A 24,552-nucleotide genomic window follows, 5' to 3' on the forward strand; every position below is an offset into this window, starting at 1 on the left:
GGGGGGGAAATTGCCTTGCGCAAATCCCGCCTGCTGGCCGATGCCGGTGCGCTGCTGCGGGTGGTTGCACCTGAAATCGAACAGCAATTGCGCGAACTGGTTGCCGCCAGTGGCGGCGAGTGCCTGGTGCGTGGCTATGTCGAAGCGGATCTGGACGGTTGCGGGCTGATCATTGCCGCCACTGACGACCAAGCGCTGAACGCACAGGTCTCCGCCGATGCGCATCGGCGTTGCGTGCCGGTCAACGTGGTGGATGCGCCAGCGCTGTGCAGCGTGATCTTCCCGGCGATTGTCGATCGTTCGCCATTGATCATCGCCGTGTCCAGCGGCGGCGATGCGCCGGTGCTGGCGCGGTTGATCCGGGCGAAGATCGAAACCTGGATTCCTTCCACCTACGGTCAGCTCGCGGGGCTCGCGGCGCGTTTTCGCCATCAGGTTAAAAAGCTGTTTCCGGATGTGCAGCAGCGTCGCGCGTTCTGGGAGGAGGTTTTCCAGGGACCGATTGCCGATCGTCAACTGGCCGGGCAGGGCGGTGAGGCCGAGCGCCTGCTGCAAGCCAAGATCGATGGTGAAGCGCCAGTGGCCACCGGTGAGGTGTATCTGGTGGGTGCCGGGCCGGGTGATCCAGACCTGCTGACGTTCCGCGCCTTGCGCTTGATGCAGCAAGCCGATGTTGTGCTATACGACCGCTTGGTGGCGCCGGCGATTCTCGAACTGTGCCGTCGCGATGCCGAGCGGGTGTACGTCGGCAAGCGTCGCGCCGAGCACGCCGTACCGCAGGACCAGATCAACCAGCAATTGGTGGATTTGGCAAAGCAGGGCAAGCGCGTGGTGCGACTGAAGGGCGGTGATCCGTTCATCTTCGGTCGTGGCGGTGAAGAGATCGAAGAGCTGGCCGCCCAAGGCATCCCGTTCCAGGTTGTGCCGGGAATCACGGCGGCCAGTGGTTGCGCAGCTTATGCCGGGATCCCGCTGACCCACCGCGATTATGCGCAATCGGTACGGTTTGTTACCGGTCACTTGAAGGACGGCTCTACCGATTTGCCGTGGGCCGACCTCGTCGCGCCCGCGCAAACCCTGGTGTTCTACATGGGCTTGGTGGGCTTGCCGATCATTTGCGAAGAGTTGATCAAGCATGGTCGCAGCAAAGATACCCCGGCAGCGCTGATTCAACAGGGCACCACGGTCAATCAGCGGGTGTTTACCGGCACACTGGCCGACTTGCCACGGTTGGTGGCGGAGCATGAAGTCCATGCACCGACCTTGGTGATCGTTGGTGAAGTGGTGCAACTTCGGGAGAAACTGGCGTGGTTCGAAGGGGCTCAGGGGCAACTCTGAGACCCGGGTGTCCCGATCGCTGGCAAGCCAGCTCCCACAGGTTTTGTGTTGAAACGACAAGCTTCAACATCACATAGATCACTGTGGGAGCTGGCTTGCCAGCGATTTGGATCGTTCCCACGCTCTGCGTGGGAATGCATCCAGTGACGCTCTGCGTCACCTCCAGAAGCGGAACGCGGAGCGTCCCCGGCGGCGTTCCCACGCGGAGCGTGGGAGCGATCTGAATCTCAGGCCCTGCGCCAAACCCCTTTGCCGCTCAACCGCTCGCGATCATGCGGTGCTGTGAAATCCTGCGCCGGGCCTTTGGGCACGATCCCGGTCGGATTGATGGTCTTGTGGCTGCCGTAGTAGTGGTTCTTGATGTGGGTGAAATCCACCGTCTCGGCGATTCCTGGCCACTGATAAATCTCCCGCAACCAGTTCGACAGGTTCGGATAATCGGCAATGCGCTGCAGGTTGCACTTGAAGTGGCCGTAATACACCGCATCAAAACGAATCAGCGTGGTGAACAGGCGGATATCAGCCTCGGTCAGGTACTCACCGGCCAGATAGCGGTTGGCGCCCAGCAACTGTTCCAGTCGGTCCAGTTCGGCAAACAACTCGTCGAACGCCTGTTCATAGGCCTGCTGAGAAGTGGCGAACCCTGCACGGTACACGCCGTTGTTCACCGCCGGATAAATCCGTTCGTTAAGCGCGTCGATCTCACTGCGCAACGGTGCCGGGTAAAAATCCAGGTCATTGCCGGTCAGCTCGTCGAAGGCGCCATTGAACATGCGGATGATTTCCGATGATTCATTGTTGACGATGTGCTGACGCTGTTTGTCCCAGAGCACCGGCACGGTGACGCGACCGCTGTAATCGACGGCATCGGCGGTGTAGCGCTGGTGCAGGAAGGTCAGGCCGTCGAGCTTGTCACCGGTCGAACCCAGAGCCTTGTCGAACGTCCAGCCGTTTTCCAGCATCAGCCAACTGACCACCGACACATCGATCAGGTTTTCGAGGCCTTTGAGTTTGCGCAGGATCAACGTGCGATGAGCCCACGGACAGGCGAGGGAAACGTACAGGTGATAGCGCCCTGGCTCGGCGGCAAAGCCACCGACGCCGCTCGGGCCGGGCTGGCCGTCGGCAGTCACCCAGTTGCGACGTTGCGCCTGCTCACGTTGGAACGCGCCGTCCTTGCTGCTTTCATACCACTTGTCTTGCCAGCGACCTTCAACTAACAAACCCATGTCCAGGACTCCTCAACCGATAAGCGTTGGAGAGGAGTCTATGCCGATGAGTTCGAACAAAAAGCGCAAAGTTCGGGCGTCAATGATCGATTAAATCGATTTATCCCGGGCGTTCCAGTATTTCTCAGCCGTTTCGAATGCTTGTTCACGACTCTGGCCGAGGCCGCGCAAGGCCAAAGCCATGGTCGCGATCAGGGCCATTTGCGGGTAGCTGTCGACCACATCGCCGCGCCATACGGCCTTGAGGTGTGCAGGGTCGAGACTGGAAGGTTTGACGTGACGCTGGCTCGACAGCTGCGGCCATTCCTCATCCCAGCTTGCGCCGCCGGTGGTGCCGTACAAGTGGCTGTCGGCGTCCGGGTTGATCTCGATCTCGCCGCCGTCTCCCTTGACCACGATGGCGGTGTCGCCGAGCAGACCGCTGGCATCACGATGCACGGCTTGATAACCGGGGTGGAAGATACTTTGCAAGCCGCAGCGGGCCCCCAGCGGATTGAGAATCCGCGCCAGCGAATGGATCGGCGAACGCAGCCCGAGGGTGTTGCGCAGGTCGATCATCCGTTGCAGTTGCGGTGCCCAGTCCACCAGCGGCATGAACGCCAGGCCACCGTTGTCCAGAGCCGTGCCGACCTGCTGCCAGTTGCGGCACAACGGAATCTGCAGCTCATCCAGCAATTGCTCGCTGTACAGCCGGCCCGCGGTGTGCGCGCCGCCACCGTGCATGAAAATCCGCACGCCGTTCTGCGAAAGGCATTTGGCGGCCAACAGATACCATGGCAAATGGCGCTTTTTGCCGGCGTAGGTCGGCCAGTCCAGATCCACCGCCAATGCCGGCGCTTGCAGGCGCTCGCGCAGAGCTTCGGTGAACCCGGCCATTTCCTCGGCGCTTTCTTCCTTGTGCCGCAACAGCATCAGGAACGCGCCGAGTTGGGTTTCCTCGACCTTCTCATCAAGCACCATGCCCATGGCTTCGCGGGCTTCCGTGCGCGTCAGGTCACGGGCGCCGCGTTTGCCTTTGCCGAGAATCCGCACGAACTGGGCGAATGGGTGCTCGGCAGGTGTTTCAAGGGTCAGCGCTGGATAGTCGGTCATAAGCAATTCGTCGGTTTGGGCAGGCCCGCCAGTTTCGCGGCGAGTTTGGCGGGGGTGCCTTTGAACAATCGGTTCAGGTGCAGGCTGTTGCCTTTTTCCGGACCGAGCTTCAATGCGGTGTATTTGATCAGCGGGCGGGTGGCGGGCGACAGCTGGAACTCGGCGTAGAAACTGCGCAGCAGTTCGAGGATTTCCCAGTGTTCGGCGCTCAGCTCGATGTCTTCCGCAGCCGCCAGGGCACTGGCGACTTCAGCCGACCAGTCGCTCAGTTCGAGCAGAAAACCGTCTTTGTCCAATTCGATGGCGCGTGCGCCGACCGTCAGTGTTTTCATAGCCAACTGTTGACCTTGTCGTGGCGCAGCGACAGTTCGACGAATGCCGGATAGTCGATGGCATTGGCCCAGTCAGGAACGTCGATGGCGCGGGCCTGGGCATCTTCGGCCAGGACATACAGTTGCAGGCCGCGGGCATGCAGCGTGGTGAACGGCGCGGTGCCCGGCTGCAAGGCATAGGCCGCGTCGCCGGACAGCAGCAGTGCGTCATTGCTGCCGATCAACCGCAGGCAACTGTTCAGGCGTTCGTCGCCGAAAGGGGAATGAGACAACACATGCAAAGTCGACATCAGAGAGTGATCACCTGGTCGTATCGGTCAATAAGGGCGGTGATTTCGTTGGCAGCCAGCACCCGGGCTTCTTTCAGCGATAGAGCGCTCGGGTCCAGCCCGCGCTGCGCCGTGCTGTCGGCGCAGACAAACAGTTCTTCAACGCCGAACATCGGCAAGGCCTGCAGGTTGGCGCTCAAGTCTTTCTGTTGCAAAGCGTTGGCATCCTGTCTGGTCGCGAGCTGGAACACGCCGTCATCGAGAAACAGCAAGCCGATCGGCAGATCGAAAGCGCCGCCGGCCAGCACGATGTCCAGCGCTTCCCGGGCACCGGGGCCGGACCACGGTGCCTGACGGCTGATGATCAACAAGGATTTGGCCATGTCAGGCGCCTCCGAAACAGATCAGGCGGTCGGCGTCTTGCACCGCATCATGCAATTGGCCGAGGCCGGACAATTCCCACGGTGCGCCGACGGCGACAGCTTCGCGTTGATAGCGTTTGGCTTCTTCGTCGTTCAACACACCCCGGCGCAGGGCGGCGGCGATGCACACCACGCCATCGAGTTTTTGCTCGCTGACAAAAGCACGCCATTGTTTTGGCAAGTCCTGCTCATCCTGCGGCGTCACTACGCTGCCGGACGCGTTGTGGACGCCATCCTGGTAGAAAAACAGCCGGACAATTTCGTGCCCGCCGGCCAGCGCCGCTTGGGCGAACAGCAAGGCGCGGCGCGAGGAGGGCGCATGGGCGGCGGAAAACACGGCGATGGCGAACTTCATGACGGACTCGATCAGCGAAACTGCGGCCATGATAAAGCTTTATCGGCGCAGGGGCTAAGTCGATGTCGCCTGTGCGGACCTTATCGCTGGCAAGCCAGCTCCCACAGGTTATGTAGTGACACTACAATCTCAATCATTTCACAAATCCCTGTGGGAGCTGGCTTGCCAGCGATGAGACCAGAGCGGGCGATACAAAATTCAGCGTGGCATGTAGCCCAACTGCCAACGCCGCGGAATCCTCAGCGACAACACCCCCAGCGCCGCCGCCAGCAAACCACTGGCAAACAGTGCCTTGAGCCCAAAGTGGTGTTCCAGCACCGCACCGAGTATTGCGCCGGCAAACATGCCGGTCCAGGGGATCAATTGCACCCGCCAGCCGTCGCGTCGTTCGCCAAGCAGCCAGCGTCCCAACCCACGCCCGAAACGCGACAGGGCACCGGTGACGTAGGTCAGGCCGACCGGCAAACCATTGACCTGTTCCACCGCGGCGTTGAGCATGCCCATCGCGATGATCGCCGCCAGCAAGGCCGGCATTTGCGTGTCGTATGGCCATGCCGCTGCAGCGCAGAGCAGGGCGGCAATGCACAACATCAAAGGCAGCGCCCGGCGACCACCCCAGCGACTGACGATAATCCCCAGCGCGTTACCGAGGATGAACGTGGCGACGAGGATCACCAGACGCAAGGTCAAACCCAGGTCACCGGCGCTGATCGCGACGGCCATGCGTGTGGTGTTGCCACTCATGAACGAAACAAAATCGCCGCTGGCCATGAAACCGATAGCGTCGGTCATGCCGGCCAATACCGAAAGCATGGCCACCAGGCTCAGGCCGATGCGCCCGCGCCATTTCTGTGTGTGCAGGTGGCCGGGGCTGGCGTGAGTTCTGGAGGCGGAAGGCAGCATGGGCGATGGCGTCCTTGAGCGGTGGTCAGGATTTTATCCCGTACAAGTCGCAATACTCCAGCCAGTCCATGCCGGCCATTTCCGCGACCTCCCGGTGCACCTCAAGGCGCTGGGCCTCGTATTCCTGCGGTGTGGCAGAGGTCAATTGCAGGGTCAGTTCCCAGGCAAACAAACCAAGGCGCTCGGCTTCGGCTTCGAAGGCTTCATGCAAACGCTCCTCGCGAAACTGCGCGAGGGTCTCGCCTTTGGCCTGGGCCAGCAACGGGTTGAGGTTGTCCAGTTCGATGCGCAGTTCGGGGCGGTCGTCGAGAAACCTGTTCAATGCCTGTTCATGTTGCAGCTCGGATGCCGCCATGGTCACTCCTCGGGAACGGATTACGAAGACTGTTTCTTGCTGGCCTTGGCCGCTGCCGCCAGACATTCGAGGGCAAACTGCTCGGTGTAGGTCATCTGGATCGGCGTGGTTTCGCCTTTGACGGTCCTCTCACCGTCGAGGATGTAGCGAATCCGCTTGTCGGTGACGCCGATCCGCTTGGCGATCCAGGAGGGCGTCTGGCCTATCTGGCTGATCAGTTTGTCAGCGTATTCAGTGGTCGGTTTGTAAAACTCGGCGTTGGGGATCATGGGGCTTCCAGTCAAGGTGCGATGCAGCGTCATGGCGCGACAGGGTGCGCGAATCGTCGCGTGGTGTCGCGTTATAAATGCAGTAAAGCAGAACGATACCCTGTGCCACGGTGATACAGTCCGCTTTTTCCTGATGAGTGAATGCAATGCGAATTCTGATGGTGGCGCTGGCCGCTACCTTGCTGGCGGGATGCGCGGGCTCGGCAATGAACGATGCGCGCACCAAAGCCCCGTACAAAACCCTGAACTCGGACAAACCGGCGAAAGACGTCGCCCAGTGTGTGCAGTTTTCGTGGCAGGACGAAACGGTATTCGGTGTTGACGCTGCTGCGTACCTGGAACCGGCCGAGAAGGGCGGCACTACGGTCTACACCCGTTCCGCGGAGTCTTTTGTGGACGTGACCACCGATGCCTCGGGCACTGTGTTGAGCTACTACGCGCAACAGGACGACTTCGTCGCCAAACGCCGGTTGGCGGCATTGGCCACTTGTCTCTAATCGAATGGCGTGACACAAACCCCTGGTAGGAGCCGGCTTGCTGGCGATGGCGTCTATGAAATCCCCATCGCCAGCAAGCCGGCTCCTACAGGTTACAGGTCGTTTCTCAAGCGCTTCTGAAAGAAAAAGTGCTTGTGTCCCGGCGGGTAGTCGGCGATGTGTCCGACTTCGCTGTAGCCGCATTTCCTGTAGAACTCCGGTGCCTGGAATTCAAAGGTTTCCAGCCACAGGCCGACGCATTCCTTTTCCCGGGCCAGGTCTTCGGCCATCTCCATCAGCTTCGTGCCCATGCCCTGGCCACGGGCCTGTTCCGGCACCGCCAGCAGGTCGATGAACAACCATTGATAAAACAACCGGGCGTAAACTCCGCCAACAATCTGATCGTTGTCATCGCGTACCAGCAACGCGATGTGTTCCGGCGGCGGGCTGGCTGATTTCGAAGCATTGTAGGCGCGCAGCGGCACGAGGATCGCCTCGCGCTCTTCGTTGCTGGGGTTGGTCTTGCGTTCGATACGCAGGGTCATGGCTATATCCTTATGGCTGTGAACACTCAGCCTATCGTGCTCGACGGCAATGTTCCATCAGCGCAACGCGGGTGGAACCGTCGCCCGCGCGCGGATGTCACTGATTAAGACGCGTCTTCCCGAACGCGACCGATGAGGACAATCCGTGAATATTTTCGAAGCCTTGCGCGAAAGCCATGAACGCCAGCGTACCTATGCCAAGGCGCTGATCCAGACCAGTGGCGACACCCCCGAGCGGGTCGAGGCGTACAAACAGCTCAAGGCTGAACTCCAGGCCCATGAAACCGCTGAAGAGCGGCATTTCTACATCCCGCTGATGGAGTTCGATAACGGCGTCGACCTCAGCCGCCATGCGATTGCCGAACATCACGAAATGGACGAAATGATGGAGGAACTGGACGAGACCGAGATGTCCAGCCCGGCCTGGCTCGCGACCGCCAAGAAGCTGTCGGAAAAGGTTCATCACCATCTCAAGGAGGAAGAGCAGAAGTTCTTCCAGATGGCTGGTAAGTTGCTCGACGACAAGCAGAAAGAATCGCTGGCAGGACAATACGAGAAGGAATACCAGGCGCAGCTCTCCTGAGGTATTGCCCCCCCCCTGTAGGAGCGAGCCTGCTCGCGATGGATTCGCAAACACCGCGGGGATTCAGATTTCCCGCGTTATCGTTGACGACCATCGCGAGCAGGCTCGCTCCTACAGGATTAGAAGCCAGGCAGGCGCGCTGTGGCGGGCCAATGTCCGCCCTCCAGCGTCAATAGCAGTTCTTTCGCTTCCAGCCCCCCGGCAAAACCGGTCAATTTTCCCGACGCACCGATTACCCGATGGCACGGTGCAATGATCGATAGCGGGTTCTTGCCATTCGCCGCTCCAACCGCCCTGACCGCGGTCGGGTTGCCGATCTGTTCGGCAATCTGGCTGTAGCTGCGAGTCTCGCCAAACGGGATGGTCAGTAGCGCTGCCCAAACCTGCTTTTGAAATTCCGTTCCGGAAAAATCCAGCTCCAGATCGAAGCTTCGGCGTGTGCCGGCGAAATACTCGCGCAGTTGCGCGGCGGCACGTATCAGGATCGGAGAGTCCGGCGCTTCGCTCATCGGTCCCAGGCGCACTCGCCCCGGTCTGTCGTTTTCCCAGAGGATGGCCACCAGTCTCGAACCGTTCGCCACCAGCTTCAATTCGCCAACCGGGGAAGCCAGAGTGGTGCAGGTGAAAGTCATGGCGCTAGCCCCGTCTGATTGTTGAACAGGCGTTAAGGATACTGCTTCTCAAGGGAGGCGCAATGCGCAATCCCGACCATACTTGGCTACTGCTTTTGACGAATTTTCCGACTTTAAAACAAGAAGAGACCGACTCATGAAGTACGAACCTTTTGCCAAAACGCTGATAGCGACCTCATTGGCTCTCAGCTGTCTGACGGCCAACGCGGCCTCTGTGGCCCCGGTCGCCGCTGAAAACGGCATGGTGGTCACCGCTCAGCACCTGGCCAGCCACGTGGGCGTTGATGTTCTGAAAAATGGCGGCAACGCGGTCGACGCCGCTGTCGCGGTGGGTTACGCACTGGCCGTGGTGTATCCGGCGGCGGGTAATCTGGGCGGTGGTGGTTTCATGACCATTCAACTGGCCGACGGGCGCAAGACCTTCCTCGACTTCCGCGAAAAAGCCCCCTTGGCTGCCACTGCCGACATGTACCTCGACAAGGACGGCAACGTCGTGCCGGACCTGAGCACCCGTGGTCACCTGGCTGTCGGCGTGCCGGGCACTGTTTCCGGCATGGAACTGGCTTTGAGCAAATACGGCACCAAGCCACGCAAGGAAGTCATTGCCCCGGCGATCAAACTCGCGGAAGACGGGTTTGTACTGGAGCAGGGCGATGTCGAGTTGCTGGAGTACGCCACCGACGTGTTCAAGAAGGATATCAAGGATTCCGGCGCGATTTTCCTCAGCAACGGCGAGCCGATGCAGGTCGGACAAAAGCTGGTGCAAAAGGACCTCGGCAAAACCCTGCGGGAAATTTCCGAGAAGGGCGCCGACGGCTTCTACAAAGGCTGGGTGGCCGACGCCATCGTCACGTCCAGCCAGGCCAACAAAGGCATCATCACCCAGGCTGACCTCGACAAATACAAGACCCGCGAACTGGCGCCGATCGAATGCGACTACCGCGGTTACCACGTGGTTTCGGCACCGCCACCGAGTTCTGGCGGCGTAGTGATCTGCCAGATCATGAACATCCTCGAAGGCTATCCGATGAAGGACCTGGGCTATCACTCGGCCCAGGGCATGCACTACCAGATCGAAGCGATGCGCCACGCTTACGTCGACCGCAACAGCTACCTGGGGGATCCGGATTTCGTCAAAAACCCGATCGCCCATCTGCTCGACAAAAACTACGCGACCAAGCTGCGCGAAGCGATCAGCCCGCAGAAGGCCGGGGTGTCGAAGGACCTCAAGCCTGGCGTAGCGCCCCACGAAGGCAGCAACACCACCCATTACTCGATCGTCGACAAATGGGGCAACGCGGTGTCGGTGACCTACACCCTCAACGACTGGTTCGGTGCCGGGGTCATGGCCAGCAAGACCGGGGTCATCCTCAACGATGAGATGGACGACTTCACCTCGAAGATCGGCGTGCCCAACATGTACGGTCTGGTGCAGGGCGAGGCCAATGCCATCGCGCCGGGCAAGGCGCCGTTGTCGTCCATGAGCCCGACCATCGTCACCAAGGACGGCAAAGTGGTGATGGTGGTGGGTACGCCGGGCGGCAGCCGGATCATCACGGCCACTCTGCTGACCATGCTCAACGTCATCGACTACGGCATGAACATCCAGGAAGCGGTCGATGCACCGCGATTCCACCAGCAGTGGCTGCCGGAGGAAACCAACCTGGAAACGTTCACCACCAGCCCGGATACGGTGAAGATCCTCGAAAGCTGGGGCCACAAGTTTGCCGGCCCGCAGGATGCCAACCACCTGGCGGCGATCCTGGTTGGCGCGCCGTCACTGGATGGCAAACCGGTGGGCAAGAACCGTTTCTACGGGGCCAACGATCCGCGGCGTAACACCGGCTTGTCGCTGGGTTACTGAGGGTTGTGTTCGAGGGGGGACGGACTTATGTTCGTCCCCTGCCACTTTGAATGTTCAAGGAAGGAATCATGACCACCGCATTGTTAATCATCGACGTCCAGCAGGCTCTGTGTTCAGGCGAATACGAGTGCTTCGAGATCGGGCGTGTCATCGATACCATCAACGAGCTTTCTGCGCGTGCGCGCAATGCCGGAGCTCCGGTGGTGATTATCCAGCACGAAGAAGAGGGCAGTCCTTTTGCTCATGACACCGCTGGCTGGCAACTGGCTGAAGGCTTGGCGACTGCGGCCACGGATTGGCGCGTACGCAAGACCACCGGTGATTCGTTCTACCAGACCAACCTGCAAAAACTGCTGCCGGTGCAGGATTTCGATCGCTTGGTCATCTGCGGGCTGCAAACCGATTACTGCGTCAACGCCACCGTGCGCCAGGCATTGAAACTGGGTTACGACGTGGTACTGGCGGCGGATGCACACTCCACCGTCGACAACGGTAACCTCACCGCCGAAGACATCATTGCCGAGCACAACAAGGATCTGGCGCACTTGACCGGCTCGGTAGCGCGGATCGATGTGATCCCGGCTGCCGAAATTCACTTCTGAAAAAACCGAATCTCCCTGAAGGCGCTAGCAGGCTCGCGATGGTGGTGTGTCAGTCGCTGCAGACGGTGAATGTGCCCCCCTCATCGCGAGCAGGCTCGCTCCTACAGGTCCCCGGTCTTGATTGACGCATCAGGTCGCACAACTCAGGGCGAACCGAAGATATCCAAGTGCGTTGCTGTGAGACGCGACTATCGCAAAACAGGCAGGCACGCCTGTTGCCGAAACACAAAAGCCTGAATAAGATACATCCGCAATAGCGTCTGCACTCGATGGTACGGTGCAAACCGGGAAGGCACAGGTCATCGGGCTCGTGCGCCTGGATGTGATGAACGGATGTTGGTCGGAAATGGACTTGTCACTCACAGGGTTTCACCCATTTCCAATCTGGCCAACAACGTACTTGCTTCGAAAGGGGGCAGCCGTTCATGGATGTTCTCGCACCGTTCTACCAATACCTGTTTCGCTGGGTGATCGCGCCTGTCAGCGAGCGGTTCCTCGGTCTGTTTGACCTCAATGGCCGCCTCTGTGTGGCATTCCTTTTCATCTCCTATGTCGTTGCCTATGGGTTGTTCCGTTTCAGGAAGCCCCGTGGCCTGACCAATGCACGCACGTTCTGGCAATTCATCGGCGGCAACCGTGTGCATTTTCATCCTTCGGCATTGCTCGATTACCGCTATTACTTTGTGCGGGCGATCCTCAAGGTCATGCTGGTCGTGCCCGTGGTCGGGCTGGTTGATCCGTATGTTCTGCGTTCCGGCGATTACATCCGTTTTTTCACGCACCTGTGGGGCGCACGGGTGCAGATGGAGGAATATCTGGCGCTGTCCTTGCTCTACGGGCTGGGCGTTTTTTTGCTACAGGACTGCATTCATTACTGGGTACATCGTGCCTTTCATTCCCGTTATCTGTGGGCGTTTCACAAGGTTCATCATTCGGCGTCGGTGCTGGTTCCGGTGACGGCCAGTCGCGTGCATTTCAGCGAGATAATAGTCGGGCGGTTGATTGACATCGTTTTCATCAGCGCCTTCGCCGGCGTCTTCTGGTATGCCTGTGGCGGGGAGATCAGCCGCTACACACTGTTTGGTGTGACCTACATGGTGTTCATCCTCAATGCGCTGGCGGCAAACCTGCGTCACAGCCATGTCTGGCTTTCGTTCGGACCGGTAGTCGAGCATGTGCTGAACAGCCCGGCGCAACACCAGATTCATCACAGCGATGCGCCTCGACACTTCAACAAAAACTACGGGGTCAACTTGTCGCTCTGGGACTGGATGTTCGGCACGCTCTACGTCACGCAGTCAAAACCCGAATCCATCCGGTTTGGCACCGGTGAAGCGGACGAGCGTTACCTGACCCTCTACAGCCTGATCGTCATGCCGTTCGTGGAAACTGCAGCAAAGCTGCGCCAGGCAAAGCGCAGCCCTTTGGTCAGCGAGGCGGAAGCTTCCAGTGTTCACGCCACTGCTCGTACTGTGCCTCGGGCAATTGCACCAGCAGTGGGGAACGGCGCGGGTCGAGCCAGTTGAACAACCGCGCGATGTCTTCCGCGGCCATTGCCGTGCAGCCTCGGGTCGGTGTCGTCTGGCCGCGCCAGATGTGCAGGAAGATGCACGAGCCTGCGCCGGGGATGGCCGGTGTGTTGTGTTCGATGAAAATGCCCTGGCGATACAAATCGTCTTTGCGGCGCATGCGTTCGGCGCTGGTCCAGTCCCCGACGAGTGTCCCGTTGTCGACCAGTTGGTTGTAGCGCGACGACTGGCTGTCATCCACGCATTCGAGGGTTTGCGTCAGTGCGAGATACGGCAGGCGGGTGGCGGCAGAGGTGTCATAGCCGAACGCGGTTCCCAGTTTGAACACACCGGCCGGGGCCTTGCCATCGCCTTCCTGTTTTACCGGTCCCGAGGGGTCCTTCACGACAATCATGCCTTTGCCCCAGCCCATGCCGTGTTTTCCGAGCACCACGGGAAACGCCGCTTCGAATTTTTCAAAGCTGTCGCCGTGCCGTTCATAGCGTTGCGCGATGCCCTGGATGGCATCCCAGTTTTTGCTGGTGACCACAATCAGCTGATCGCTGTCGTCGAGTACCTGGGCTACGACTGCAGCGGGCAGCAACAGCACCAGAAACGACCAGGCCTTGATCAGATTGTTCATGGCGCAAGCGGGGTAATGGGGAAGTCCATGACAGTCTTCAATGACGGGTCCCGGGTATACGTGAAGTGCCACCACTCGTTGGCGTAGCCGGTAAACCCTTCCTTTTCCATGGCACGGCTGAGTCGCTGGCGATTGTCCCTGGCCGCCGCGCTGATCAATGGAGAGTCAGTATGGGCACGTTCATCAAAACAATCGAACCCGGTGCCCATGTCGACCGCGCCGTCGTGCCAGCGCTGGCCAACGTCGGCGGTGCAATCGACCGGTGTGACGGCAGGTGTCCAGTTGTCTGCGGGCAGTGCACCGGGGCCGGTCATGGTCAGGTCGACGGTGCCGCCCCGTGAGTGGTTGGAGACTCGCGCCACGTAACCCAGGCGCCAGAAGTCCTGCTTGTCTACCCGTGGGTAGAATTCGGGCTTGCGCGGGTCGCCCGGTTCGTTGGCGAAACGTCCCATGTCGGCCACGGCACGACGGGGGCGGTAGCAGTCGAAGACTTTCAGGCCGTAGCCCTCGGCCTTGAGCGCCGATTGCACCCGTGACAGCGCTTTGGCTGCATCCGCCGCCAACAGGCACTCGGCCGCCTGATAGCCATCCAGCGCATGACCGGTGAAGTTATGGGCGCCGGCATACCGGATGTCCTGCTCAATGCCGGGATCGACGTTGCGCAGATACACCATGTGTTCAGGTTTCGACTCGTCAGCCATGCACGGCAGCGCAAGGCTCAGGCATAGCATCCACAGACCGGGAAAACGCGACATCGGCAACGGCTCCTTGATGACCCATCACTTCATAATGGCTTGAATCGCACTTCACCTCCACAGGTCACGCAACCGGTAGGAGCAAAGCTTGCTCGCGATAGCAGTCTTGCAGTCAACATCTGTGCTGAGTGTGGCGCCGTCATCGCGAGCAAGCTTTGCTCCTACAGGTGGTCAGGGGCTGCTAGGCTGTGAATCCTCGAGACCGCAATGGAGCATCCTCATGGCTATCCAGGCCCTGCGCGCCGACGCATCCCACATCGATATCATTGCCCCATTGTTCGACGCCTACCGGGTTTTTTACCGTCAGCCAACAAACCTGCCTCAGTCCCGTGACTTCATCGCCGAGCGTATTGCCCGGGACGAATCGGTGATCTTCATTGCCGTAGACAGCGACGGAGCAGCATTGGGTTTCGTGCAAATGTTCCCGACATTTTCCTCAATCGACGCGCACCGCACCTGGTTGCTTGGCGACCTGTTCACCACACCGGACGCTCGGGGCAAAGGCGTCGGTACGCTGCTGCTGAACACCGCCCGCGACTTTGCCCGGTTGAGCGGTGCCAAGGGCATGACCTTGGAAACCGCTACCGATAACTTCAGCGCCCAGCGTTTGTATGAGTCTTTGGGTTATGTACGCGATGGCGGTTACTACACCTATTGGCTCGATCTGAAGCAAGGCTGAGCCCGGGACTGTCGACGCCCTTCAAGGGACGGTGACGCCGACAAAGGTCTGCCGGTTATTTACACCGGGGTGCCGAACACCGGCCGGAAGAAGCTGCGCTCGTAGCTGAGGATGCAGCGGGTCTCTTCGGCGTATTTGAACGCGGCGATGCACTCCGGGTCGCTCATGGACTGTTGCCGATAGCTTTCGTAAGCCGCCAGGCTCGGGAAAGTGAACAGGGCCATGGCGATGTTGTTGGCACCTTCGGACGGCAAGAAGTAGCCGTGATGCTGGCCGCCGAATTTCTCCACCAGCGGTATCCACAATTTCCCGTAGTGCTCGAACGCTTCGAGCTTGTACGGGTCCAGCACATATTTGAGGTAGCAGGTGACCATCGGTTTTTCTCTCAGTCGGGGTTAATGATTTTTTCTGTCGGCTGCGTCAGCCCGGATGCTGCTCCCGGGCGGCGCGAGCAAATTCGATGAAGGCCTTGAGCGTCGCCGGCACATGCCGTCGGCTCGGGTAGTACAGATGCAGGCCCGGGTAGTAGGGGCACCAATCGCCCAGCACCTGGATCAGCCGGCCGTCGGCGACAGGCACCTTGACCATCTCTTCGAAAACGTAAGCCAAACCGACGCCCTGCAGCGCCGGGCCGACCATCAGGCTGACGTCGCCTAGGGTCAGCGGCCCGTCGATTTCGATTTCCTGGGCGATGCCGCCCCGTTCGAACTCCCAGCGATACAGCGAACCACTGGGGAAGCGATGGCGGATGCATGGCAGGCCATGCAAGTCCTCGGGTTTTTGCGGAATGGCATGTTGCTTGAAGAGTTCGGGCGAGGCCACCACCACCGAACGCATGTAGGCACCGATGGGCAGCGATACCATATCAGCTTCAAGACGCGCACCGAACCGCACCCCAGCGTGAAACCCCTCCGACACCACGTCGACCAGACCGTCATCGGCGACGATCTCCAGCTTCACGTCCGGATAGGCTTGCAGAAATTTCGCGGCCAGGGGCAGCAGCACCAACTCCGCGGCCTGGCGGCCGGCGGTGATTCGCAGGTTGCCGGAGGGTTTGTCGCGAAAGTTGTTGAGGTCTTCCAGAGCGTCGTCGATGTCACGAAACGCGGGCTTCAATCGCGCGAACAGACGTTCACCCGCCTCGGTCAGGCCGACGCTGCGGGTGGTGCGATTGAACAACCGCACACCGAGCCGGTTTTCCAGGGTCCGTACCGAATGGCTCAGCGCGGAAGGCGTCAACCCCAGCTCCACCGCCGCCCGGCTGAAGTTCAGGTGAGTGGCCACGCTGAGGAAGGTCGTAAGGTCGGCCGCAGAAGGAACTTTCATTTGTGAGTGCCGTTCACAAAGCCATGCAAAATTGCTGGGATTATCACATCAGTAATCGAGTTTTACAGTGGCGTCAACTCATCAAGAAGGCCCGGCAATCACGCTCGGGTCGTTGTCAGGAGGCGTTGAAATGCGTACTTGGTTGATTACTGGAGCTTCCCGTGGTTTTGGTACCCTCATCGCAGAACAGGCTCTGCGTGCCGGCGACGCGGTGATTGCCACCGCCCGTAAACCCGAAGAAATCATCGCCCGGCTGGGCGATCATCCAAACCTGCTGGCTGTGCGCCTGGACGTGACTCGCGAAGAAGAAGCGCATCAGGCAGTCGCCGAGGGCATCAAGCGTTTTGGCCGCATCGACGTGCTGATCAACAATGCCGGTTTCGGCGTGTTGGGGGCAGTCGAAGAAACCAGCGCCAGCGAGACCGAGCGACTGTTCGCCACCAACGTGTTCGGCGTGCTCAACGTGACGCGTGCAGTACTGCCGCACATGCGCCGCCAGCGTGCCGGGCATGTAATCAACATCTCTTCGATTGGCGGCTACCAGGCCTACATGGGCTGGGGGGTCTATGGTTCCACCAAGTTTGCGGTGGAGGGCATTACCGAAGCGCTGCATCAGGAACTGGCGCCGCTGGGCATTCATGCCACGGTGGTCGAACCGGGCTTCTTCCGCACGGATTTCCTCGACGAACAATCGCTGGTAAAGACCGCGCTGGAACTGCCGGACTACGATGCAACCGTCGGTGCGATGCGCAAGCATGCCGAGGCGGCCAACCATGCGCAGCCGGGTGATCCGGTGAAATTCGCCGAGGCCATGCTCGCCCTGGTCAATGCACCGAAGCCACCGCAACGTCTGGCGCTGGGCAGCGACACCATTGCGAGGATTGAAGCGAAGAACCGCTTTGTCGCCGAGGAACTGGCCGAGTGGAAAGACCTGGCGCTGTCCACTGACTTCAAGGATTGAAGCCAAACCGCAACCCCTGCAGGAGCGAGCAGGCTCGCTCCTGTATCTGTTTGAGGCGATTCAATTGCCGCTCAGCGACATTCCATGCAGAAGTAAGGCATGACGTCGGAGCTGGCATCGTAACCATTGCTGCCATCGGCGTAATGGTTGTGCAGCAATCGGTCGGAACCGCCTTCTGCTACACGTGTGCCGCGCATCGAGTTGTAGCCCGCCGCGACGTTGTTCTGCTTCAGTCGATCGGAACCGTCCGAGGCCAGTTGCCGTTCTCGGAGACGATCCGCACCACCTTCGGCAAGTCGACGTTCCTGTAGCCGATCCGCGCCACCTTCGGCGAGCCGCCGTTCTTGCAGACGGTCGGCACCACCCTCGGCGAGCCGCCGTTCTTGCAGGCGATCCGCGCCGCCCTCGGCAAGTCGACGTTCTTGCAGGCGATCCGCACCACCCTCGGCGAGTCGCCGTTCCTGCAAGCGATCTGCGCCGCCTTCAGCCAGTTGTCTTTCCTTGATACGGTCGGGCGCGCCTTCGGCAACGTTGTGGGCGGCGGTGCCGGCACCGGTTGTCGTAGCTCCCGCTTCGGCCGCTTGAGTGTTCGCCGCGATGCAACCGAGAGCCGAAAAGAGGGCAATGCCTAACGCGAGTTTTGGGGTGTTCATCATGTTCACCTGGTGGGTCACGGGGTTGTTCACATTCAAGAAAGCCATCTTAATTGGCTTAAAAAACACGTCACTCATGCATAGGTTGGGCAGGCGAACATCTAGGTGTTAAAGATTCATACTCAGGTATGCCAGCGATCCCGGTCATGCTCAAATGGCGAGCATTTTTTATCGCAGGCGACGGTGGAACGGGGTGAACATGAACAAAACGGCGGTGTTGGCGCTCGTCCTGAGCCTCGGATGGCTCAGCATGCAAGCGCAGGCGGCGGGGGACGCCGAGGCGGGCGGCAAACTGTTCAAGCGAGTGTGCGGTGGCTGCCATCAGGTCGGGGAGTCCGCGAGAGCGTTTTTTGGGCCGCAGCTCAATAATGTGATCGGGCGAGTTGCCGGGAGTACCACGGACTATCAGTACTCCGATGCCATGAAATCATCTGGAATCGTCTGGACCCGGGAGAAACTGGCGGCGTATATCGAAGATCCGAAGGCTGTGGTGTCGGGGACGCGGATGATTTTCTGGGGGATCAGTGATCAAGAGAAAATTGATGATCTGTTGGCGTATCTGGAGAGGTTCGGCGCGCCTTGAAGGTGGGTGTATATCCGTTGCTTGGGTAAGCGCGGCGGCCAGACTGGTCGCATGACCGCCCTTAAATCACCTCCAATGATTACTTTTTGTCGGCCACCGCTTGTGTGTCATCGATGAGCGTCAGGCACCGTGATCAGGTTGAGCAAACCTGACCGGAGCCTAATAATGATAAAAAAACGCTCGGCCACCGCCACAGTCCGCCAACGACTGCACCGGCCTGGCCACACCCGCCCGCAACCCCTTGCGCTGGCGATCATTGCCGTACTGACGGGACCCGCCTGTGCGACCACGTTCGATATCAACGAAGACTGGAGCCTGTCGACCAAGACCACGCTGAGCCTGGGCAGTAGCTGGTCGACGCAAAATCCCGACAAGAGCCTCATGACCCGCGCCAACGCCTTGCAAGCCCAAGGCGTTCAGGCCAATGGCACGAGCGTGAGCGCCGACGACAACCGGCTGAATTTCGAGCGGGGCGACCCCATCTCGCAGACCTTCAAGGGCCTTACCGATTTCAGCCTCGATGGCCAGGGGCAGGGCGCGTTCATCCGCTTCAAATACTGGTACGACCACGCCTACGAAACCCGCAACGGTCGGTTCAAGGATTTCGACGATTCGGGCTGGGACGATCTGTCGAAGTTCAAGGGGTTCGAGATGCTCGATGCCTATGTCTGGAAAGACTTCCAGTTGGCCGATCATCCGCTGAACGTGAAAGTCGGCAATCAGGTGTTGTCCTGGGGCGAGTCGCTGCTGATCCAGAACGGCATCAACGTGATCAACCCGCTGGACGTCTCGGCGTTCAACCGTCCTGGCGTCGAGATCAAGGAAGGCCAGTTGCCGGTGGAGATGGTGTCTTTCAGCTTTGGCCTGTCGGACACCACCAACCTCGAAGGTTTTTACCAATACAACTGGCGCCCCAGCGTTCTCGACGGTTGCGGCACATTTTTCGCCAGCAGCGATGCGATACAGAAAGGTTGCGGGCCGTTGTACCTGAGCCAGGTGTTGACCGATCAGCAGATGCAGGCCAGCGGTTTGTACGCGCCGTCGCGGGGTAATGAATCGCCGTCGGACAACGGTCAATTCGGTTTCGCTTTGCGCCAGATGATCCCGGCGCTCAACGATGCCGAAGCGGCGATTTACTTTATCAACTACCACTCACGCCTGCCGTATTTCACCCTCAATGCGAAGAACACCGCCGTACGCGGTACGTTCCCTGGCGGCGTTCAACCGCCGACTTATGCCGCGGCTTTTCCGGAAGATATTCGCCTGTACGGCATCAGCCTCAACGGTGTCGAGCCCAACAGCGGAATTTCCCTTGCCGGCGAGCTGAGCTACCGGCCGAACATGCCGCTGGCGATCAACGCGCCGGACATCAACGTTGCAGTGATCACCGGGGCGGCAGGCAGCTCCTGGGTGCAGTTGCCGACAGGGTTCAACATCAATCGTGGCGACCGTTACGACGGCTGGGAGCGCAAAGGCGTCTGGCAGGCGACCGCCTCGGCGACCCAGGCCTTCGATAACATTTTGGGTGCCACACGCCTGAGCCTGTTCGGTGAGGCTGGCGTGGTGCACATCGATGATCTGGGCGACGAGCGCCTGGGTCGCAACTCGGCATTCGGCCGCAGCTCCACGCGCAACGGTACGCCGTGCAACACCGCGGCGTCGGGCGTGACCAACCAGTACTGCACCGACAAGGGTTTCGCCACCGATTGGTCGTGGGGTTATCGCTTGCGCGCCAGCCTGGAATACAGCGATGTGCTGCCGGGCATCAACCTGATTCCGGCCGTCAACTGGCGACATGACGTCGAGGGTTATTCCTACGATCCGCAAGGGCCGTTCCAGGAAGGCCAGCAAGCGCTCGGCGTCAGCCTGACCGGCGTCTACATGAACGATTACAGCGTGGAACTGGCCTACAACGCCTTCTTCGGTTCCAACGACTACAGCACCCTCGACGACCGCGACTTCGCCTCTGTCAGCTTCAAGGCAGACTTCTAAGGAGAATCATAATGCGTATGCAATTGTGCGTGCTGGCCCTGGCCTGCACCGTAGGCCTGGCTCAGGCCAAAGGCACCGATTCGGCTGCTCTGGGCAAAACTCTGACCCCGATGGGTTCGGAGATGGCGGCCAATGCCGACGGCAGCATTCCGGCCTGGACCGGAGGCCTTGGCGCCAACGCCGGTATCGTCGATAGCAAGGGCGGTTACAGCGATCCATATGCCGCCGAGAAACCGTTGTTCACCATCACGGCAAAGAACGTCAGCCAGCACCAGAAGTTTCTCAGCCCGGGTCAAATTGCCTTGTTCAAGCGTTTTCCCGACAGCTACAAAATGAACATCTACCCGAGCCACCGCAGCGCCAACCTGCCCAAGGACGTGCTCGCGGCGAGCCGTGACAATGTAGCCAAAACCAGCATGGCCGACGGTGGCAATGGCTTGCACGACTATGCGCGGGGCATTCCGTTTCCACTGCCCACCGAAGGCCTCGAGGTGATGTGGAACCACATGACCCGTTATCGCGGTGGCAGTTACGAGCGCATCAGCAGTGCGGCATTGGTGCGTGAAAACGGCGCCACCAGTTACGTGCGTAATCAGTCGCTGATCAACTTCGCCGACACGGTGGGCGGGCTGGAGGCAAACTCCAACATCCTGTTCATGTTCAAGAGCCGCGTATTGGAACCGGCGCGTTTGTCCGGGGAAGCGGTGCTGGTGCATGAGCCGATCGATCAGGTCGCCGAGCCGCGTTCGGCGTGGCAATACCTGCCGGGTCAGCGACGGGTGCGCCGTGCACCGATGATCGCCTACGACAACAGCGCCCGTTACAGCAACGGCCTGATCACCGCCGACAACATCGACGGCTACAACGGTGCGCCGGATCGTTTCGACTGGAAACTGGTGGGCAAGCAAGAGCTGTACATCCCTTACAACAGCTACAAGATCGGCAGCCGCGACATCAAGTACGACGCTGTGATCCAACCCAACCATATCAATCAGGATCTGGCTCGTTACGAGAAGCATCGGGTGTGGGTGGTCGAAGCGACCCTCAAGCCCGACGCGCGACACATCTATGCCAAGCGCCGGTTCTATGTCGACGAAGACAGTTGGCAGATCGCCCAATCAGACCAGTACGACAGCCGCGGCGAACTGTGGCGCAGCGGTGAACTGCATGCGATTCAGCAGTACGACCACGGCTTCACCTACAACGTGCTGGAAACCTCCTATGACCTGATTTCCGGACGTTATTACGCCGGTGGCCTGGCCAACGAAGAGACCGAGCCGATGCGTGTCGGCTTTGCTGCCAAGACCGACGACTACACCCCGTCGGACCTGCGGCGCTGGGCCAAGTAACCCTTTTTTGTCGATCGTTCCCACGCTCCGCGTCGTCGTTCGATCGTTCCCACGCAGAGCGTGGGAACGATCATTCATCACCCTTAAGGAGATCTATCCGTGCGCTACTGGATATCCGCGCTGGCCCTGGGCGCAAGCCTGGGCTCGGTTCACGCGCAAACCCTCGATCAATCGCAGGCCAGGGCGCTGGCGCAAGAGGCCTATGTGTTTGCTTACGCTACCGTCGAGCACGACAAGGTGCTCAGCGCCATCGCCGCGAAGCTGCCGTTCAACCGCCTCTACAGCGAACCGCGATTGCTCGGCCCGCAGGACAACAAAGTGGTGTCGCCAAACAACGACACATTCTATTCCCGGGCCTTGCTCGACTTGCGCGCTGAACCACAGGTGTTGCAAGTGCCGGCGGTGAAGGGGCGCTACTACAGCTTCCAGTTGGTCGACATGCGCACCGATAACCTCGACTACATTGGCACCCGCGCTACCGGCGATCAGGCCGGGCGCTACCTGATCGTCGGGCCGGACTGGAAAGGTGAGCTGCCAAGCGGATTCAACGGCGTGATTCGTTCGCCGAGTCGCCTGGTGTTTTTGCTCGGGCGAACCGAAGTCAAAGGCAAAGCAGATCAGCAGGAGGCCGCAAAAGTGTTGATGGGCTATGCCTTGCAGCCGTTGTCCAAAGTGATCGCAAGTGCAACGCCTGAGCCGATGGCGCCGCTGCACCTGCCGACCTATCAGGACACCAAACAAGGCCCGGCGCAGGCTTTGTTCAGCACCTTCAATGCGCTGGCGCCGTTGCATCAATGGACGGCCAGCGAGCAAGCAAAACTCAAGCGTTTCGCTGCCATCGGGGTGAAACCCGGCGTAGCGTTCGCCCCGCCAAAAGACCTCAACCCAGCCATTGCCCAAGGTGCCGAAGCCGGGCGAGACCAGGTGCGCGCCGCGTCCAGCCAGATCTCGGTGGAGCAGCAAGGCTGGCTTCGCTCGCCGAGCAATGTCGGCAAATTCGGCGATGACGACCTGACGCGCGCAGCCGTCGCCTGGCGCTACATCTACGCCAACGATCCGCTGGAAGCGGTCTACCCGATGGCGCTGCACGATGCTCAGGGGCAGTTGTTGGACGGCCGATATGCCTATCGTCTGCACTTCCCGGCCGGGCAGTTGCCGCCGGTGAATGCCTTCTGGTCGTTGACCCTGTACGACGGCAAGACGCAATTGCTTGCGGCCAATCCGATCGAGCGTTACTCGCTGGGTGATCGCAGTCCGGGTTTGCAATACGACGCCGATGGCGGCCTGACCCTGATCCTGCAAGCCAATGCACCAGCGCAGCAAAGCAACTGGCTGCCGACGCCCGCAGGCCCATTCAACCTGTTGTTGCGCCTGTATCTGCCGAAGGGCGGGGCGCTGGACGGCAGCTACCCGCTGCCTGCTATCGCGAGGGTCGAGCCATGAACATGTTCGTCAGTCGCCGCCGTGTACTGGGTGGCATCGGCGTGTTGGGGGGTGGCTTGATGTTGCCGCGCTGGTTGTTGGCCAGCGGTTCCGATGAGCTGCGCACGATTGCCCGGGAGGCCTGGATCTACGCCTACCCGATGCTCATGCATTACCAGACCCTGGAAAAGCAGGCGCTCGATCCAAGTGCGCCGGCCTATGTCGGCGGCTTCAATCGTTTCCGGCACTACAGCGCGTTGTACACCCCGAACAACCGCGAAATCGTTACGCCGAACAACGACACACCGTACTCCTGGGCCTGGCTGGACCTGCGCAGCGAACCGCAGGTACTGAGCGTGCCGGCGGTTGCTGCCGACCGCTACTACGTGCACCAGTTGGTCGATCAATACACCCACAATTTTGCTTATGTCGGCGTGCTCAGCACCGGTCGCGAGGCGGGGGATTACCTGATTGTCGGGCCGCACTGGCAAGGCCCGACGCCGGAAGGCATCAAGGCTGTGCTGCGCAGCGAAACCGAGATCGTGATGATCCTCGGGCGCACCGGGTTGAAGAACGCCGACGACTTGCCGGCCGTGCGCGCCTTGCAGCAGCAATACCGTTTGCGTGCGTTGCATGAATACACCGGCAGCGCGCCGCCGGTTGCGGCTGCGGCAATTGCCTGGCAACCCTGGGATGCCAAAACCGGCCTTGGATTGGAGTTTATCGCGACGCTGAATCAGATCCTCACGCTGTGCCCGACCCCACCATCAGAACAAGCGTTGCTCGAACGTTTTTCGCGGATCGGCATCGTGCCCGGTCAGGCATTCGATGTGGCAGCCCTGACCACGGACGTACGTGACGCCTTGATGGCCGGGGTAGCGGACGCACAGGCGCAACTGCAAACGGCGGTCAGTCAAACGCGCACCACGCTGGGCCTATTTGGCAACCGTGAAGCGCTGCACGGCAACTATTTGAATCGAGCGGTCGCTGCGAATGTCGGAATCTACGGCAACAGCGTCGAAGAGGCGTTCTACACCGGTGCTCGCCTGGACAGTCAGGGACAGCCGTTGCAGGGCAGGCGCCGTTATCGATTGCGGTTTGCACCGGGACAATTGCCGCCGGCCAGCGAGTTCTGGTCGCTGACGTTGTACGACTTACCGGACCGGCAATTGGTCGCCAATCCCATAGACCGTTACTGCCTGAGCAGTCGCGATGCATTGCAAGTGGATGAGGATGGCGGGGTGACACTGGTCATGCAGACCTCAGCGCCCGAGTCGTCGAACAACTGGTTACCAACGCCAGCGCAGGGCGCGTTTACGTTGATCCTGCGCCTGTACGGACCCAAGCCAGAGGTGATTGAACAGCGCTGGCGGATGCCGTTGGTGGAAGCGGTTTCTGTGTAGTGAGGGCAAAGC

The 24,552-nt window shown here is 60.2% G+C and carries 29 protein-coding genes; 13 read left to right on the plus strand and 16 right to left on the minus strand.

The genetic code is table 11. From position 1 onward, the window contains the following. On the plus strand, positions 1–1,338 hold a 1,338-nt coding region (cysG, locus tag D8V06_RS07045), incomplete at its 5' end, for a siroheme synthase CysG (RefSeq protein ID WP_130930681.1). Positions 1,339–1,565: 227 nt separating this feature from the next. Here the strand turns inward: cysG and D8V06_RS07050 are convergent. The 9 genes from D8V06_RS07050 to D8V06_RS07090 all read right to left on the minus strand — a co-directional run bounded on the left by D8V06_RS07050 (position 1,566) and on the right by D8V06_RS07090 (position 6,564). Then, positions 1,566–2,567 carry a glutathione S-transferase family protein gene (locus D8V06_RS07050; RefSeq protein WP_130908042.1) on the minus strand — a complete coding sequence of 334 codons (1,002 nt, stop codon included), beginning with the start codon at positions 2,565–2,567 and terminating at the stop codon, positions 1,566–1,568. Between the two features lie 90 nt (positions 2,568–2,657). Then, positions 2,658–3,659 carry a glycosyl transferase family protein gene (locus D8V06_RS07055; RefSeq protein WP_130906295.1) on the minus strand — a complete coding sequence of 334 codons (1,002 nt, stop codon included), beginning with the start codon at positions 3,657–3,659 and terminating at the stop codon, positions 2,658–2,660. Next, positions 3,656–3,991: a TusE/DsrC/DsvC family sulfur relay protein gene (locus tag D8V06_RS07060; protein WP_130930682.1), complete on the minus strand. Its 336-nt coding sequence runs from the start codon at positions 3,989–3,991 to the stop codon at positions 3,656–3,658. The genes D8V06_RS07055 and D8V06_RS07060 overlap by 4 nt, the downstream gene beginning before the upstream one ends. Beyond that, entirely contained in the window at positions 3,988–4,281 is a 294-nt protein-coding gene (gene tusB / locus D8V06_RS07065; protein ID WP_056854595.1) for a sulfurtransferase complex subunit TusB, read from the minus strand. Before tusB ends, D8V06_RS07060 begins: the two co-directional genes overlap by 4 nt. Next, the gene (tusC, locus tag D8V06_RS07070; RefSeq protein WP_130930683.1) at positions 4,281–4,643 is read right to left on the minus strand and encodes a sulfurtransferase complex subunit TusC; all 363 of its coding nucleotides are present in this window, start codon (positions 4,641–4,643) and stop codon (positions 4,281–4,283) included. Before tusC ends, tusB begins: the two co-directional genes overlap by 1 nt. A 1-nt stretch (position 4,644) precedes the next feature. Beyond that, on the minus strand, positions 4,645–5,037 hold the full coding sequence (tusD, locus tag D8V06_RS07075; protein ID WP_130930703.1) for a sulfurtransferase complex subunit TusD: 393 nt from the start codon (positions 5,035–5,037) through the stop codon (positions 4,645–4,647). A gap of 198 nt (positions 5,038–5,235) precedes the next feature. Next, on the minus strand, positions 5,236–5,940 hold the full coding sequence (locus D8V06_RS07080; RefSeq protein ID WP_056854593.1) for a YoaK family protein: 705 nt from the start codon (positions 5,938–5,940) through the stop codon (positions 5,236–5,238). 25 nt (positions 5,941–5,965) lie between these two features. Next, positions 5,966–6,295 carry a DUF6388 family protein gene (locus tag D8V06_RS07085; protein ID WP_130906297.1) on the minus strand — a complete coding sequence of 110 codons (330 nt, stop codon included), beginning with the start codon at positions 6,293–6,295 and terminating at the stop codon, positions 5,966–5,968. Positions 6,296–6,315: 20 nt separating this feature from the next. Next, positions 6,316–6,564 (minus strand): hypothetical protein, encoded by a 249-nt coding sequence (locus D8V06_RS07090; protein ID WP_056854591.1) that lies wholly within the window; start codon positions 6,562–6,564, stop codon positions 6,316–6,318. 146 nt (positions 6,565–6,710) lie between these two features. Here D8V06_RS07090 and D8V06_RS07100 point away from each other — a divergent pair, with 146 nt between their 5' ends. Next, positions 6,711–7,061: a hypothetical protein gene (locus D8V06_RS07100; protein ID WP_056854590.1), complete on the plus strand. Its 351-nt coding sequence runs from the start codon at positions 6,711–6,713 to the stop codon at positions 7,059–7,061. Between the two features lie 92 nt (positions 7,062–7,153). Here D8V06_RS07100 and D8V06_RS07105 read toward each other — a convergent pair whose 3' ends face one another. Continuing rightward, on the minus strand, positions 7,154–7,585 hold the full coding sequence (locus D8V06_RS07105) for a GNAT family N-acetyltransferase (RefSeq protein WP_130906298.1): 432 nt from the start codon (positions 7,583–7,585) through the stop codon (positions 7,154–7,156). Between the two features lie 145 nt (positions 7,586–7,730). Between D8V06_RS07105 and D8V06_RS07110 the strand changes: the two genes are divergently transcribed. After that, the gene (locus D8V06_RS07110; protein ID WP_130906299.1) at positions 7,731–8,168 is read left to right on the plus strand and encodes a hemerythrin domain-containing protein; all 438 of its coding nucleotides are present in this window, start codon (positions 7,731–7,733) and stop codon (positions 8,166–8,168) included. Between the two features lie 119 nt (positions 8,169–8,287). Here the strand turns inward: D8V06_RS07110 and D8V06_RS07115 are convergent, their stop codons facing one another. Then, positions 8,288–8,800: a methylated-DNA--[protein]-cysteine S-methyltransferase gene (locus D8V06_RS07115; RefSeq protein WP_130908038.1), complete on the minus strand. Its 513-nt coding sequence runs from the start codon at positions 8,798–8,800 to the stop codon at positions 8,288–8,290. Between the two features lie 136 nt (positions 8,801–8,936). On the opposite strand from D8V06_RS07115, the gene ggt reads away from it, so the two are divergent. From ggt to D8V06_RS07130, 3 genes are all read left to right on the plus strand, one after another. Further along, positions 8,937–10,664, plus strand: coding sequence for a gamma-glutamyltransferase (gene ggt / locus D8V06_RS07120; protein ID WP_056854586.1), 1,728 nt, complete (start codon positions 8,937–8,939; stop codon positions 10,662–10,664). A gap of 68 nt (positions 10,665–10,732) precedes the next feature. Further along, positions 10,733–11,266, plus strand: a complete 534-nt coding sequence (locus tag D8V06_RS07125; protein WP_130930684.1) for a cysteine hydrolase family protein — start codon at positions 10,733–10,735, stop codon at positions 11,264–11,266. Positions 11,267–11,691: 425 nt separating this feature from the next. Continuing rightward, positions 11,692–12,792 carry a sterol desaturase family protein gene (locus tag D8V06_RS07130; protein WP_130930685.1) on the plus strand — a complete coding sequence of 367 codons (1,101 nt, stop codon included), beginning with the start codon at positions 11,692–11,694 and terminating at the stop codon, positions 12,790–12,792. Here D8V06_RS07130 and D8V06_RS07135 read toward each other — a convergent pair. After that, the gene (locus tag D8V06_RS07135; protein WP_056854583.1) at positions 12,695–13,417 is read right to left on the minus strand and encodes a L,D-transpeptidase family protein; all 723 of its coding nucleotides are present in this window, start codon (positions 13,415–13,417) and stop codon (positions 12,695–12,697) included. The two genes, D8V06_RS07130 and D8V06_RS07135, sit on opposite strands and share 98 nt — an antisense overlap. Next, a complete protein-coding gene (locus D8V06_RS07140) occupies positions 13,414–14,172 on the minus strand; it encodes a M15 family metallopeptidase (protein ID WP_130930686.1) in 759 nt (252 codons plus the stop codon). Before D8V06_RS07140 ends, D8V06_RS07135 begins: the two co-directional genes overlap by 4 nt. 220 nt (positions 14,173–14,392) lie before the next feature. On the opposite strand from D8V06_RS07140, the gene D8V06_RS07145 reads away from it, so the two are divergent. Then, positions 14,393–14,851, plus strand: a complete 459-nt coding sequence (locus tag D8V06_RS07145; RefSeq protein ID WP_130930687.1) for a GNAT family N-acetyltransferase — start codon at positions 14,393–14,395, stop codon at positions 14,849–14,851. A gap of 59 nt (positions 14,852–14,910) precedes the next feature. Here the strand turns inward: D8V06_RS07145 and D8V06_RS07150 are convergent, their stop codons facing one another. Together D8V06_RS07150 and D8V06_RS07155 are read right to left on the minus strand one after the other, a co-directional pair. Beyond that, positions 14,911–15,225 (minus strand): NIPSNAP family protein, encoded by a 315-nt coding sequence (locus tag D8V06_RS07150; RefSeq protein ID WP_130930688.1) that lies wholly within the window; start codon positions 15,223–15,225, stop codon positions 14,911–14,913. 46 nt (positions 15,226–15,271) lie between these two features. After that, the gene (locus D8V06_RS07155; RefSeq protein WP_130930689.1) at positions 15,272–16,177 is read right to left on the minus strand and encodes a LysR family transcriptional regulator; all 906 of its coding nucleotides are present in this window, start codon (positions 16,175–16,177) and stop codon (positions 15,272–15,274) included. Between the two features lie 130 nt (positions 16,178–16,307). Between D8V06_RS07155 and D8V06_RS07160 the strand changes: the two genes are divergently transcribed. Further along, on the plus strand, positions 16,308–17,138 hold the full coding sequence (locus D8V06_RS07160; RefSeq protein ID WP_056854578.1) for an oxidoreductase: 831 nt from the start codon (positions 16,308–16,310) through the stop codon (positions 17,136–17,138). Between the two features lie 71 nt (positions 17,139–17,209). Here D8V06_RS07160 and D8V06_RS30760 read toward each other — a convergent pair whose 3' ends face one another. Then, positions 17,210–17,791, minus strand: a complete 582-nt coding sequence (locus D8V06_RS30760) for a phage infection protein (protein ID WP_241664345.1) — start codon at positions 17,789–17,791, stop codon at positions 17,210–17,212. A 199-nt stretch (positions 17,792–17,990) separates the two neighbouring features. Between D8V06_RS30760 and D8V06_RS07170 the strand changes: the two genes are divergently transcribed. The 5 genes from D8V06_RS07170 to D8V06_RS07190 all read left to right on the plus strand — a co-directional run bounded on the left by D8V06_RS07170 (position 17,991) and on the right by D8V06_RS07190 (position 24,540). Continuing rightward, positions 17,991–18,374, plus strand: a complete 384-nt coding sequence (locus D8V06_RS07170) for a cytochrome c family protein (RefSeq protein ID WP_130930690.1) — start codon at positions 17,991–17,993, stop codon at positions 18,372–18,374. A 165-nt stretch (positions 18,375–18,539) separates the two neighbouring features. After that, the gene (locus tag D8V06_RS07175; RefSeq protein WP_130930691.1) at positions 18,540–20,366 is read left to right on the plus strand and encodes a DUF1302 domain-containing protein; all 1,827 of its coding nucleotides are present in this window, start codon (positions 18,540–18,542) and stop codon (positions 20,364–20,366) included. Between the two features lie 11 nt (positions 20,367–20,377). Continuing rightward, positions 20,378–21,715, plus strand: a complete 1,338-nt coding sequence (locus D8V06_RS07180) for a DUF1329 domain-containing protein (RefSeq protein WP_130908032.1) — start codon at positions 20,378–20,380, stop codon at positions 21,713–21,715. Positions 21,716–21,814: 99 nt separating this feature from the next. Next, a complete protein-coding gene (locus tag D8V06_RS07185; protein WP_130930692.1) occupies positions 21,815–23,158 on the plus strand; it encodes a DUF1254 domain-containing protein in 1,344 nt (447 codons plus the stop codon). Beyond that, positions 23,155–24,540: a DUF1254 domain-containing protein gene (locus tag D8V06_RS07190; protein ID WP_130930693.1), complete on the plus strand. Its 1,386-nt coding sequence runs from the start codon at positions 23,155–23,157 to the stop codon at positions 24,538–24,540. The genes D8V06_RS07185 and D8V06_RS07190 overlap by 4 nt, the downstream gene beginning before the upstream one ends. The last annotated feature ends 12 nt before the right edge of the window (positions 24,541–24,552 follow it).

It is taken from the genome of Pseudomonas sp. Sample_24 (assembly GCF_004307605.1).
Lineage (GTDB): Bacteria > Pseudomonadota > Gammaproteobacteria > Pseudomonadales > Pseudomonadaceae > Aquipseudomonas.

Bases quoted from the DNA above. Each gene is read 5' to 3' on its own strand.
- D8V06_RS07050 (WP_130908042.1), bottom strand. From the start codon at position 2,567: ATGGGTTTGTTAGTTGAAGGTCGCTGGCAAGACAAGTGGTATGAAAGC.
- D8V06_RS07055 (WP_130906295.1), bottom strand. From the start codon at position 3,659: ATGACCGACTATCCAGCGCTGACCCTTGAAACACCTGCCGAGCACCCA.
- D8V06_RS07060 (WP_130930682.1), bottom strand. From the start codon at position 3,991: ATGAAAACACTGACGGTCGGCGCACGCGCCATCGAATTGGACAAAGAC.
- tusB (WP_056854595.1), bottom strand. From the start codon at position 4,281: ATGTCGACTTTGCATGTGTTGTCTCATTCCCCTTTCGGCGACGAACGC.
- tusC (WP_130930683.1), bottom strand. From the start codon at position 4,643: ATGGCCAAATCCTTGTTGATCATCAGCCGTCAGGCACCGTGGTCCGGC.
- tusD (WP_130930703.1), bottom strand. From the start codon at position 5,037: ATGAAGTTCGCCATCGCCGTGTTTTCCGCCGCCCATGCGCCCTCCTCG.
- D8V06_RS07080 (WP_056854593.1), bottom strand. From the start codon at position 5,940: ATGCTGCCTTCCGCCTCCAGAACTCACGCCAGCCCCGGCCACCTGCAC.
- D8V06_RS07085 (WP_130906297.1), bottom strand. From the start codon at position 6,295: ATGGCGGCATCCGAGCTGCAACATGAACAGGCATTGAACAGGTTTCTC.
- D8V06_RS07090 (WP_056854591.1), bottom strand. From the start codon at position 6,564: ATGATCCCCAACGCCGAGTTTTACAAACCGACCACTGAATACGCTGAC.
- D8V06_RS07100 (WP_056854590.1), top strand. From the start codon at position 6,711: ATGCGAATTCTGATGGTGGCGCTGGCCGCTACCTTGCTGGCGGGATGC.
- D8V06_RS07105 (WP_130906298.1), bottom strand. From the start codon at position 7,585: ATGACCCTGCGTATCGAACGCAAGACCAACCCCAGCAACGAAGAGCGC.
- D8V06_RS07115 (WP_130908038.1), bottom strand. From the start codon at position 8,800: ATGACTTTCACCTGCACCACTCTGGCTTCCCCGGTTGGCGAATTGAAG.
- ggt (WP_056854586.1), top strand. From the start codon at position 8,937: ATGAAGTACGAACCTTTTGCCAAAACGCTGATAGCGACCTCATTGGCT.
- D8V06_RS07125 (WP_130930684.1), top strand. From the start codon at position 10,733: ATGACCACCGCATTGTTAATCATCGACGTCCAGCAGGCTCTGTGTTCA.
- D8V06_RS07130 (WP_130930685.1), top strand. From the start codon at position 11,692: ATGGATGTTCTCGCACCGTTCTACCAATACCTGTTTCGCTGGGTGATC.
- D8V06_RS07135 (WP_056854583.1), bottom strand. From the start codon at position 13,417: ATGAACAATCTGATCAAGGCCTGGTCGTTTCTGGTGCTGTTGCTGCCC.
- D8V06_RS07140 (WP_130930686.1), bottom strand. From the start codon at position 14,172: ATGTCGCGTTTTCCCGGTCTGTGGATGCTATGCCTGAGCCTTGCGCTG.
- D8V06_RS07145 (WP_130930687.1), top strand. From the start codon at position 14,393: ATGGCTATCCAGGCCCTGCGCGCCGACGCATCCCACATCGATATCATT.
- D8V06_RS07150 (WP_130930688.1), bottom strand. From the start codon at position 15,225: ATGGTCACCTGCTACCTCAAATATGTGCTGGACCCGTACAAGCTCGAA.
- D8V06_RS07155 (WP_130930689.1), bottom strand. From the start codon at position 16,177: ATGAAAGTTCCTTCTGCGGCCGACCTTACGACCTTCCTCAGCGTGGCC.
- D8V06_RS07160 (WP_056854578.1), top strand. From the start codon at position 16,308: ATGCGTACTTGGTTGATTACTGGAGCTTCCCGTGGTTTTGGTACCCTC.
- D8V06_RS30760 (WP_241664345.1), bottom strand. From the start codon at position 17,791: ATGAACACCCCAAAACTCGCGTTAGGCATTGCCCTCTTTTCGGCTCTC.
- D8V06_RS07170 (WP_130930690.1), top strand. From the start codon at position 17,991: ATGAACAAAACGGCGGTGTTGGCGCTCGTCCTGAGCCTCGGATGGCTC.
- D8V06_RS07175 (WP_130930691.1), top strand. From the start codon at position 18,540: ATGATAAAAAAACGCTCGGCCACCGCCACAGTCCGCCAACGACTGCAC.
- D8V06_RS07180 (WP_130908032.1), top strand. From the start codon at position 20,378: ATGCGTATGCAATTGTGCGTGCTGGCCCTGGCCTGCACCGTAGGCCTG.
- D8V06_RS07190 (WP_130930693.1), top strand. From the start codon at position 23,155: ATGAACATGTTCGTCAGTCGCCGCCGTGTACTGGGTGGCATCGGCGTG.